Genomic DNA, 11,759 nt, shown 5'->3' on the forward strand with positions numbered 1-11,759 from the left:
TCAATACTCATAAATTCTGAAGTTAAGTCTATGGAGATTAACTCAAGATCTGACAATTTGGGCTTGCGGATTTGATTTAAAAAATTCATTTTACTTTCAATTGTTATCAGTATCTCTAATATTTTTTCATAATTTGCGGTAAAGCTGTTCATATTTAATCGTTTGTTAGACTATTAAATTTAGGTATTTATATAATAATGACCAGCTTCCTTTTTTTTTTATCCTAAATGAACCACGGGTATAATAATGAATACTTTTCATATATGCTACAAATTAGCAGGCGGTCAGATGAGGTAAAATATAATTTAGAACACTATATAAATCAATCTGTAGAGGGATTAATATTACCTGTAAAAAAATGATTTTTTTAGGAGGCGATATGAAATTTATCTTGGGATTAACAATAAAGGATTAGATATTTACAAACCTTTAAAATGCGGTTATAATCCTTATAGTGGTGAATGGAATGAATGGAGTACAAACCCTTTAAAACAAAAAGCGATTCAGTATTATGAAATGGAAAAAATTATATAAATCAGTTTTGTTTTTTATTCTATTCATCTATGGATTTTGTGATGCCCAAAATTATAGAGTTAATTATCAAATGAGCTATAAGCGAGATTCTTTAGATAAAGAATCTGTAAAGAAAAACATGCTGCTCTTGATAAAAAATAACAAATCAAAGTTTTATGCCCAGGATCAATTTATCAGTGATTCTATAGCTTTAACTGGCCAAAAGACAGAACGGTATAACTATGATTTTATGGTGGTAAAAGATAATCAAACAGGAAAAATTTATAGATATACATACTTACTTAGAGATTTGTACAGGAGCTCTGATGAGATGCCAGTATTTAAGTGGAATATCAGTGAAGAAACAAAAAAAATAGGTGATTATTTATGTCAAAAGCAAGCCTCAATTATTCCAATCGAATGTGGGAAGCTTGGTTCGCAATAGAGATTCCTCTACAAGAAGGACCATATGTTTTTAAGGGGACTCCGGGGTTGATAATTTACCTTAGAGATACCAAAGATCATTATGTATTTTCTTTTATCGGAATAAAAAAGGATGAAACGACAGATATAGACTATTTATCTGTGAAACCTATTGATATTTCAAAAATACAGCTGAATAAAGTTTTAATAGATCACTATAATGACCCTTATAGAGAACTGAAATCAGGACAAATTAAAGCGCGATGGCAATATGAAGATGGAAAAGAATTTACGCCTAACTATAACGAATTAACCAGGGATGAGCAAAAAAATATCAAAAAATACAACAATCCTATAGAACTATCAGAAGTTATAAAATATCCATAAGCATTTTTGAGTATGTATTTTCACAAATTTTATATCCGCAACTCAGGGCTTTATTTTTCTTCTAAATATACAGGATAAGTTTAGCTTACATACTAGAGCCTACCGAATAATATGGATTATGAAGAAAACCTAAGCAATCCAATGTTATAATAATTTCTCAGCTCCTGAATAAGTTAGCCATGGAGACCTATATAAAGAACTCCATGTCAAGCTTACTTGTATTGTATACCCATGGCTGTCGGATTGACCTCCAGTCTTGGCCTTCGATTGAGGATGATGAAAAGGTATATTTTTCAGGAGAGCGCAATAAACACTCAAGTAGAATATGAACAGCGGAGGTGTTTACAAGGAGTAAATGAGGGTGTAGATTTAAATAACAAGCATGTTAAATAAAAAAACACCCCAATTTTTGTTAGAATGAGAATTTAGCATGACTTAGCCAGTGCAGTTTGATATCCTCGGGAACTTTCATTCTTTCGGCAATCCTGCGATAGCGTTCTGATAGCTTACATAGATAATCCTGAGCTTTGCTAAAGCCATCTTGTAAGCCTGTTAAGGTTTCTATTTTCCAGTATCTCACCAGGTGTTCTATAATAGAGGCGTAATCCCAGGTGGTATAGACTCCAATTTTCTGGGTGATGGCTGAAAAATCAATAAAAATATTGCGCTCCGATTTCTGATCATCCATGAGTATGGCAGGCATGGAAATTTGTTTGCGCATCATTTTTTCAAAAGCTGCAATAGCTCCATTCGGATCTTTTTTAAATATTTCGGCCATAAAAGATTTATAGGCATTTTCATGCCGTGCCTCGTCGCCTGCAATTTGTTTGCAAATCTTAGACAAGACATGGTCTCCGGCTTTATCTGCCAGCTTACCCGTATTGACATGGGATATTTTGGTAGCTCTTTCCTGAAAAGAGGTATAAATAATAGATTGATAAGGATCTTTTTCAGTATCAGGATCAAAGCCATTATAGATCAGGCGATGAATGGTTTGTTCTACTTTTTTCATATCACATCGACCACTCATATATAAATACTTATTGAGTAGATCTCCATGACGGTTTTCCTCAGCCGTCCATGCTCGTGCCCACTTGGCCCAGCCTTTATCGGAGGTAACCTCTTTATCCTCATTAAAAATTAAGCTGAAATAAGTCTGATAACTGGGTAAAGCCTCTTCCGTAATCATATTTCCCACTAAAGAAGTAATAACAGAATTGGGAATATTGGCGGCTCTTTCTCGTAATTTTTTCAATTGCTCCAGAGCGTCTTCTTTTTCCATATCGGGTAAAAAGTCCTGAGGTTGCCAACATTCTTCGGGGTTCATTAATTTGTTTTCAACAGCTTCTGATACCAAATCATCCATGGATTTAATAACATCAAACCTATTATGGTATTCATCTAATTCTCTTGTATTCATGTTATTGTTTTTTTTATTCTATAAAAATGTGCATAAAAAAATGGATAGATTCAGCTATACCATCTTTCTTTAACATTCGATATTGAAGTAAGATAGGAGGGCTAGAATATAGATCAGTTTTTTCAATATAAAATCAAATCGCCGATTTTAGAATAGGTTCTTGGAGTGCTTATTACTCCATGGCCACACCCCTTGCATCACTAGTTTTTTATAAGAACTTTTTTATCGCTGTAAATATAACGTATTTTAAAATAATTTATTGTGAAAAAGAAAATATACTTTTAATCATTCATAATAACCGTTATATAAAGGATAAGATAAGAGATGAGAGTAGGAGATAATGCACGATTTATTGAGAGATGTCAAAAATAATTTTCACAAATAGCGCATTCCTTCATCTAGATCTCATCCAGCCGTTAGGTAAGGCTGTTTTTCAAAAAAATCTAAGGTCATTTGTTGATCTTCATCTAATTTTTCGATGAGTTTTTCTAGACTTTCAAATTTTATTTCTTCATGTAAAAATGCTCTAAAATAAACGCTAATATTTTGTCCATAAATATTCCGGTTGAAATCAAGAATATAAACTTCTGTTGTTTTTTCAGTGCCATTTACGGTGGGATTGGTGCCTATACTCAGCATACCTTTATAAGAATGGCCATTGTGTTTAACCTCTACAATATAAGCCCCATTTTTTGGTAAGAGCTTGAGAGGATCTACTTCTATATTAGCTGTAGGGTATCCGATTTTCTTACCGATTTTTTTACCATGTATGATTTTGCCGCTTAGTGAATAAGGGTAACCTAAAAATTCATTAGCAGTTTGAATATCGCCTTTGGCTAAAGCATTTCTTATTTTAGTGGAGCTTATAGCAACATCATCAGCTACGACGGCAGGGTTTTCCTCTACTATAAAATCATAATCAACCGCCATTTTTTGCAGAAGTTGTAAATTACCGCTTTTGTTTTTACCGAAATGATGATCGTAACCGATAAGAATATATCGCATTCTTATTTTATCGAGTAAAATCTGTTTTACGAAATCTTCTCCTGAAAGATTTCTAAAGTCTTCATTGAATTCCTGAAGGAAAATTTTTTGAATTCCGTAGCTTTTCAGAAGTTCTAATTTCTCATCTAGCGTATTGAGCAATTTTAAATCGCTTTGTGGCTGTAAAATCTTTCTGGGGTGAGGCCAAAAAGTAAACACAGCGCTTTCTAAATCTAATTGCTCGCTATGCCGTTGCAGTTTTTTTATAATCTCCTGATGACCTCTGTGAACTCCGTCAAACATTCCCAAGGACATCGAAAGTCCCCGTTTATCGCTATACTCAGCTATATTTTTTATAATTTTCAAGATGAAAAATTTAGGCATTACAAATATGATAAAAATCTTTCTTACAAACAATGCAGATACGAGGAATATCACTATATTTGCACTCAAGAAAAAAAATAAAAATGGCAAACCAAATTCAGGGAAAAATTGCACAGATTATCGGACCGGTAATTGACGTGGTATTTCAGGAAGTAGAGGAACTACCAAATATTTATGATGCTCTTGAGGTTGTTAGAGAAGGCGAGAAAGGCCTCATCTTAGAGGTTGAACAGCATATAGGAGAGGATACGGTAAGATGTATCGCCATGGATGCTACCGATGGACTTCAGAGAGGACAAGTGGTAATAGGGCACGGAAGACAGATTACTATGCCGATCGGAGATGAAGTTAATGGTAGATTGTTCAATGTGGTAGGTGATGCTATTGACGGACTTCAGGACTTATCCAAAGATAATGGTTTGCCAATCCACAGAGAAGCACCTCAATTCGATCAGTTATCAACTTCAGCGGAAGTTTTATATACAGGGATTAAAGTAATCGACCTTATTGAGCCTTATGCTAAGGGGGGTAAAATTGGTTTATTCGGAGGAGCTGGTGTAGGTAAAACCGTATTAATCCAGGAATTGATTAACAATATTGCAAAAGGACATGGAGGACTTTCCGTATTTGCAGGAGTAGGAGAGCGTACTCGGGAAGGAAATGATCTTCTCCGTGAGATGTTGGAATCGGGAATCATCAAATATGGTGATGAATTTATGCATTCCATGGAAGAAGGTAAATGGGATCTTTCTAAGGTTGACCCTGAATTGATGAAAGAATCTAAAGCTGCTTTTGTATTCGGCCAGATGAATGAGCCCCCAGGAGCAAGAGCGCGTGTAGCTCTTTCTGGACTTACTCTAGCGGAATACTACCGTGATGGAGGGGAAAGTGGACAAGGAAGGGACGTTCTTTTCTTTGTAGATAATATTTTCCGTTTTACACAAGCTGGATCAGAGGTGTCTGCACTCCTTGGGCGTATGCCTTCTGCAGTAGGTTATCAGCCGACTTTAGCTTCTGAAATGGGAGCGATGCAGGAGAGAATTACCTCTACCAAAAATGGGTCTATTACTTCTGTACAAGCCGTATATGTGCCTGCAGATGACTTAACTGACCCTGCGCCAGCTACCACCTTTGCTCACTTAGATGCTACTACTGTATTGGATAGAAAAATTGCTTCATTGGGGATTTATCCAGCCGTAGATCCATTGGCTTCTACCTCCAGAATTTTAGCACCCGAAATTATTGGTGAAGAGCACTATAACTGTGCCCAAAGAGTAAAAGAAATTCTTCAGAGATATAAAGCACTACAGGATATTATAGCTATCTTAGGTATGGAAGAGTTATCGGAAGAAGATAAACTAGTAGTTTACCGTGCGAGAAAAGTACAGCGATTCTTATCTCAGCCTTTCCATGTTGCAGAGCAATTTACAGGCATCCCGGGGGCTTTAGTAGATATTAAAAATACCATCAAAGGATTTAATATGATTATCGATGGAGAATTAGATCATATTCCGGAAGCTGCCTTCAATCTTAAAGGCTCTATTGAAGAAGCTATTGAGGCTGGAGAGAAAATGTTGGCTGACAGCAAATAATAATAAGTATTAGATGTTGATTTTTAAGTGGGCTTACATCTGGCTTATGAATCTTTAAATCTCTTAAAAGATGATTATAAAAATATTAACACCCGAATTTGTGGTTTTTGAAGGGCGAGTAGATTCAGTTCTAGTACCTGGAATCAGTGGAGACTTTCATATAATGAAAGATCACGCAGCTATTGTTTCTGCACTTAAAGAAGGGGATATTAGAATTTTTTCAGCAGCTATTTCTGATGATTATGCTAATAATTTTGAAATTGAAAACACCGATCAAGGCGAATTTTCTTACAAAATCAAAAGTGGTGTCATAGAGTTTAACAACAATAATGGAATCATTCTTTGTGAATGTTAGTCTTATTATTCAAATATAAAAATCCCGAATTTTAAAATTCGGGATTTTTTGTTTTTACAGATGAAGAAATGGCACGACCTTAGCTATAAAAACCAATATTATTATATCTTCGTGAATTACTTTCAGAGAAAATAATATTTGACGTAAAAATCGTATGATAAAAAAACTATTTTTTTGTTCATTTACCTGTTTGGTAATTATAAAAATCGATGGACAATTAAAACTTACAGGTAAAATCACGGATTTTGATTCCCAAAAAACAATTACAGGAGCTGTGCTTAATAATAAGCAGAACACAGCAATTTCCGACAACAATGGCTTTTTTGAACTCAATGTTCAGGATAGCACAGGAGTGATTACTGTTCAGAAGCGTGACTATAGATTACAGAAAATAGCATATGATCTTCATGCCGACAGTTTGCTGCCCATAGTGCTACACCGAGCGGTGAATACAGCGAATAAATATATAGAGGGCGTTATTATCAACACCAAGAAGAAGTATAAAAACAAGAAAGAGAATCCGGCCTATGCTATTCTGAAAGCGGTATGGAAGAGGCATTATAAAAATGCTTTTGATACATATGATAATTATAAGTATAGTGAATACCAAAAACTGGAAGCCTCATTAAATAATTTAGATAGCAGCTTTATCAATAAAAAGATTTTTAAAGGAATGGAGTTTATGTTTAAAAATGTAGATACGGCTTTTAGTACAGGTAAGGCATTTGTTCCTATATATATGAACGAACAACTCTCCACTTATTATAAAGTCAACCGTCCATTCTCTAAAGAAAAAAAAGTATTGATCGCCGAGAAAGCTTCCGGATTTGAAGATTACCAATTTATGGTGCAGACAATTCAAAATCTCTATAAAGACTTCAATATCTATGATAATCAGCTTAATTTTTTTGATAAAGGTTTTACCAGTCCTCTTTCCACTGAAGGTTTTGGAGTGTACGATTATACCTTGATGCAAGATAATATTATCGATGGAGAAGCTTGCTATACCATAAAATATATCCCCAGAAGTAATGCAGTATTTGCCTTCAGAGGCGTGATCTTTATTTCAAAAGAGGCTTTTGCTGTTAAAAAAATAACCTTAAACTCTCCTAAGAATATAGATGTTAATTTTATTCGCGGGGTAAATGCGGAGCTTACCTATCATATTATTGACGATAAATCTTTTAGACCAGAAAAATCGCAGATTATGGTGGATATGTCGCTGTTGAATAAAAAAGCCAATGCTAAAGGTTTATATGTGAACAGAATTGTTTCTTATAAAGATTTTGAAGTGAATAAGCCTGAAATAGCAAAAGAAATTGAAACCAAAACTCAACGAGAAGATCAGCATATTTATACAAAAGATGAAGCTTTTTGGAATCATCAAAGGCATGAGCCGCTAACCCCAAAAGATTCACTCACTTACCAGAATTTAAACCGCTTATGGCAGCTTCCTAAATTTAAAACGGCTGTAAAACTTGTAGAAGCAATAGGTTCTGGTTTTTATAATATAGGAAATGCAGTAGATGTAGGAAATTTATATTCTTTATATGGTCATAATGATATAGAAGGCGATCGCTTGAGACTGGGAGCGAGAACTTTTTTTAGTCGCAATGATATGTGGAGACTGGAAGGTTATGGAGCTTATGGATTCCGGGATCAGAAATTTAAATTTGGAATCGGAGGGCGTTATATGTTGGATAAATACAAGCGTTTTACACTAGGTTATCGTTTTAAAAGAGATTTACAGCAGCTCGCTGTAGATCCTATGGGAGAAATGAATTCCAGTGTAGGGACCGGGCGTTCTTTTGCCTCTTCGTCTATTGCAAATACGGGTAATAATTTCTACCTCAGTAATATTGTAGAAAATAATATCTATGCGTCGGTAGAACCTTTTTTAAATTTTCAAGTGACATTGGATGGCAGTTATAGAGAGATAAAGGCCGCTGACCCGAGGCGTTTCAATATTAATTATATCAGCAGGGTGGGGGTAGAAAAAAGCCAGGCTAACGATGCTCGAGCTTCTTTAGTATTAACTTATCGCCCTGGAGCCCAATTTGCGGAATACGGAGTTGATAGAAATATGATCAAAAGACTTTTCCCAACTTTTACGCTGCGTTATACTAAAGGAATATCGGGTGTATTTAAATCGGATTTTAACTATGATAGAATTCAGTTTTCTTATGTACAACCAGTGCTTATAGGTTCAATAGGACAATCCAATATAAATATCGAGGGCGGAAAAACTTTTGGTACTGTACCTCTTTCTTTAATGAATGTGCTCCCTGGAAATCAGTCTTATATAAGCATTCCGAACACTTTTTCTCAGCTGGATTACTATGAATTTGTAACCGATGCATACTCTAATTTATTTTGGGAACACCATTTCAATGGGTGGGTATTTAATAGAATACCCCTCTTAAAAAAACTGAAGCTTAGGGAAATAGTTTTCTTTAGAGGAGCCTGGGGGAGCCTGAGGAGTGATAATATAGACGTCAGTAGATCCAATATCGTTTATAAGGCTCCTAAGGATCATATTTACTATGAATATGGTTTCGGTATAGAGAATATAGGTTTTAGTAATTTTAGGATGTTCCGTGCTGATTTTAACTGGCGTGGTAATTATTTAGACCATCCCGAAGCTCGTAAATTTGGTATAAAAGTAGGGTTACAATTGGGTTTTTAATCTTCTTTATATTATAAAGTGATGATTTTCCTATCGAGAATCGTTCAAACGATCTGTTTTTAGGGAATTTTTACATCAGGCTCATTTTGTTTCATGAACAGGTTTAACGAGTAAAACTAAGAGTTTTTATCAACATTTTTTGAAATCAACTTACAAGCATCGATTAATAAGAGTTTTAAGATAAGGAATTGTTAAAAAATAAGCTGTATAATGCCAAATAATAAAGATATAAAAAAATCATTTTTATACCTTTTATAAAAAAAATACTATTATTCAATATCATCATTAATACCCCTATAGGGGGAAATCAAAATATAAACCTATTAAATTCTTTTTAAGAATTCATATTTCAAAAAACAATACCACATTCCTATTTTCAAAATCTGTTTTACCAAAGAAAGATATTACGGTCAGTTTTTTGTAAAATTTTTATAGCTGAATATTGGAACAAAAAAACAAAATGCATTTAATTCAAATCTAAGTTTTAGCAGAAATTAGTTTTTAGATCTGAATATTACCTTACTTATTTTTATTCTTTAAATCATATTAATGTGGAGAGGCTTGTGTGGAAATTTTTCCTTCTGCAACTACGTTGTCTCCTTTTCCAAACATAAAATCATCTTCTTTCGTCCAGAAATAATTACCTTCTTTATCTTCGTATTTATCGCCGCTGGCGGTGGGAACCAATTTCATGTCGTAGACTCTTCCATCGTTCTCGTTGCGTATAATAATATTGTCAGTAAATTGAGCAGAATCACCTTCTCCTTTTACTCCAGAAATAATGCGAAAACGATATTGGTTGTCAGAAGAAACATATAAAGGCCCCTCATTATTAATAGGAATTTTAGTAGAAACCTTCTCCTCAACTTGTGGCGCTGCATTTGTGTTAAGCGTATCGGTATCTACTTTTTCTTTTTTAGAATTACAGGCACATATTGTCAGAGCGAGCCCGGAAATAATTAAAAATACTTTTTTCATATAGTAAAATTTTAATAAAAATACTAAATTATTCCTGCCCGTGCAAAAAACGTTTGATCATACAGGAATGAGAAGTTTAGGTATTTTATACATAAATTACAAAATAACACATAATTAATTAACTAATATTTAGCATCAAACGTATGTGTTTTCAATCGAGGGGTACGATTTAGAGCGTTTCCTATACCATTTTTGCTTATTGGGTGTATACCTTTTGTCTGCAAATCACTCATAGTGCAAATTTTGCCAAAAATTTTCAAAAAACCAATCCTTTATTCATCGGTATTTGGGACTGGTGCATAGGTGCAAGTATTATACATACTTGCACCTATGCACCTGCCCTGATGAGCCTGAATATTACTCTATCACAAATATTCTTTCTTTTTTTGACGATGTTATCAAAAAAACTATTGAACTTATCCGGATAAAATTCATTGTCTGTTATTGTCTTACTCTTGTCCAGGATACGATCTTCGATTATGTTGTTTCACAGAAAAATACAGAAGATGGAACAGACGTCTGGGTTGACAGCTATGAGGTATGTACCTTTTTGAAGATTAGTGACCACACCCTGCAAAGACTACGCAGTGAAATCAAAATCAACTATTCCCGTATTAGAGGGAAAAACTATTACAAAATCAGCGAAATCAAAAGGATGTTGCAGGAAAACCTGATCCGCGGGAGCGAAGAATGCTTAGAAGACCTGATACAAAACCACCAAAAGAATGTTAGACAAAAACAAAGTGCTGAGCAGCACCCGTAACGGACTGGATATTTTCAAACACTACCTTCCGGGAGATTGGCGTATAGGCAGAAATTTTAAAAACCCCTTTTATGATGATATCAAGGCATCCTGCAATATCTACTTTGATCGCAGAAGCGGTATGTACCGTATGAAGGATTTTGGTGATCCTCATTATGACGGAGATTGTTTTTCAATCGTAGGAAAAATTAAAAGCCTAGACTGTACTACAGAGTTTACAGAAATATTGAAGCAAATCAATGAAGAAATGAATTTGGAATTGGAAAAAGGATATGCTTTGCCCCAAAACAGATACTCTTCAAAAACAAAAACAGAGAGCAGAAATGAAAATGCCATAAAGGAAAAGAGCAGTCCTATAACCCTAAACCGTATTCCGTTTTTGAACGCAGCTTTACCCTGAAGGAAATTGAGTTTTGGAAACAATATGGCATTACCCGTGAAATTCTGAAACTATACAAAGTTGTTTCATTGGATGAGTTTTCAAGTGAAAATAAAGACTCAAAACCTTTTACGATGTATTTATCAGAACAGGAACCCATGTTTGGGTATTTTGGTAAAAGATATGTAAAAATTTATCGTCCTTTTTCTCAAATCCGTTTTCCATACGGTGGAAATCTGCCCGAATCCTATTGCTTCGGGTTAGAACAATTGCCCGCCAAAGGAAACACTTTGTTTATTACCGGAGGGGAAAAGGATGTATTGTCACTGGCTTCCAAAGGATTTTATGCGATTTGCTTCAACAGTGAAACCAGCTCGATACCTGAAAGTCTGATTAAAAAACTGTCCTACCACTTCAGGCACATTCTGATTTTGTATGATGTGGATAAAGCGGGTTTAGAGGCTTCGCTAAAGCACAGAAACAATTATCAGGTTTCAGGGTAAATCGTTTGAAGCTCCCACTTTCAGGAACCAAGCAGGAAAAGGATATTTCCGATTTTTTCAGAATGGGAAATACCAAAAATGATTTTAATCAATTATTTCTTGAATTTTTAGACCAATGATACAATGAACTTGTTTAAACTTATAGTTTTCTGAGGAATAAAATAACAAAAGCAATATAATGCAAAGAATACCATGTTATTACAGAAGTTTCAAATCGTATTAATAATGCTTTGAAACTATCCATCCAAGCATTCGCTTTCTCTATTTTGAACCTTCGTTTATATAATTCTTCATCAAAATAATAATAATTCTTGGCTGTTTTATTATTCCTGAGATTGGTTTTAATATTGGCGATTATTTTTTCTTTTTCTAACATTTGTCTTAAATTTTCA

The 11,759-nt window shown here is 34.4% G+C and carries 9 protein-coding genes and 3 pseudogenes; 7 read left to right on the forward strand and 5 right to left on the reverse strand.

Going from position 1 to position 11,759, the window contains the following annotated elements:
- Positions 1 to 152 (reverse strand): annotated as a pseudogene (locus GNY06_RS15655) (IS982 family transposase); the annotation flags it as partial.
- 359 nt (positions 153 to 511) lie between these two features.
- Here GNY06_RS15655 and GNY06_RS15200 point away from each other — a divergent pair.
- Positions 512 to 1,323 (forward strand): annotated as a pseudogene (locus tag GNY06_RS15200) (GLPGLI family protein).
- A 412-nt stretch (positions 1,324 to 1,735) separates the two neighbouring features.
- Here GNY06_RS15200 and GNY06_RS07525 read toward each other — a convergent pair.
- Together GNY06_RS07525 and GNY06_RS07530 are read right to left on the reverse strand one after the other, a co-directional pair.
- On the reverse strand, positions 1,736 to 2,743 hold the full coding sequence (locus GNY06_RS07525; protein WP_166519499.1) for an acyl-ACP desaturase: 1,008 nt from the start codon (positions 2,741 to 2,743) through the stop codon (positions 1,736 to 1,738).
- Positions 2,744 to 3,148: 405 nt separating this feature from the next.
- A complete protein-coding gene (locus GNY06_RS07530; protein WP_166519500.1) occupies positions 3,149 to 4,093 on the reverse strand; it encodes a bifunctional riboflavin kinase/FAD synthetase in 945 nt (314 codons plus the stop codon).
- 101 nt (positions 4,094 to 4,194) lie between these two features.
- On the opposite strand from GNY06_RS07530, the gene atpD reads away from it, so the two are divergent.
- From atpD to GNY06_RS07545, 3 genes are all read left to right on the forward strand, one after another.
- Positions 4,195 to 5,703, forward strand: coding sequence for a F0F1 ATP synthase subunit beta (atpD, locus tag GNY06_RS07535; RefSeq protein ID WP_166519501.1), 1,509 nt, complete (start codon positions 4,195 to 4,197; stop codon positions 5,701 to 5,703).
- A 70-nt stretch (positions 5,704 to 5,773) separates the two neighbouring features.
- Positions 5,774 to 6,058, forward strand: coding sequence for a FoF1 ATP synthase subunit delta/epsilon (locus tag GNY06_RS07540; RefSeq protein WP_166519502.1), 285 nt, complete (start codon positions 5,774 to 5,776; stop codon positions 6,056 to 6,058).
- Between the two features lie 154 nt (positions 6,059 to 6,212).
- Complete coding sequence (locus GNY06_RS07545; protein WP_166519503.1) at positions 6,213 to 8,744, forward strand: DUF5686 family protein; 2,532 nt, start codon at positions 6,213 to 6,215, stop codon at positions 8,742 to 8,744.
- Positions 8,745 to 9,290: 546 nt separating this feature from the next.
- Here the strand turns inward: GNY06_RS07545 and GNY06_RS07550 are convergent.
- Entirely contained in the window at positions 9,291 to 9,722 is a 432-nt protein-coding gene (locus tag GNY06_RS07550) for an MliC family protein (protein WP_166519504.1), read from the reverse strand.
- A 322-nt stretch (positions 9,723 to 10,044) separates the two neighbouring features.
- On the opposite strand from GNY06_RS07550, the gene GNY06_RS07555 reads away from it, so the two are divergent.
- From GNY06_RS07555 to GNY06_RS07565, 3 genes are all read left to right on the forward strand, one after another.
- A complete protein-coding gene (locus GNY06_RS07555; RefSeq protein WP_176589997.1) occupies positions 10,045 to 10,485 on the forward strand; it encodes a helix-turn-helix domain-containing protein in 441 nt (146 codons plus the stop codon).
- Entirely contained in the window at positions 10,448 to 10,885 is a 438-nt protein-coding gene (locus GNY06_RS07560; protein ID WP_166519505.1) for a hypothetical protein, read from the forward strand. The genes GNY06_RS07555 and GNY06_RS07560 overlap by 38 nt, the downstream gene beginning before the upstream one ends.
- A gap of 113 nt (positions 10,886 to 10,998) precedes the next feature.
- On the forward strand, positions 10,999 to 11,367 hold the full coding sequence (locus tag GNY06_RS07565; RefSeq protein ID WP_166519506.1) for a toprim domain-containing protein: 369 nt from the start codon (positions 10,999 to 11,001) through the stop codon (positions 11,365 to 11,367).
- A 139-nt stretch (positions 11,368 to 11,506) separates the two neighbouring features.
- Here the strand turns inward: GNY06_RS07565 and GNY06_RS07570 are convergent.
- A pseudogene (locus GNY06_RS07570) lies at positions 11,507 to 11,759 on the reverse strand (IS5 family transposase); the annotation flags it as partial.

Source organism: Elizabethkingia argenteiflava (genome assembly GCF_009904105.1).
Taxonomy (GTDB): Bacteria; Bacteroidota; Bacteroidia; order Flavobacteriales; family Weeksellaceae; genus Elizabethkingia; species Elizabethkingia argenteiflava.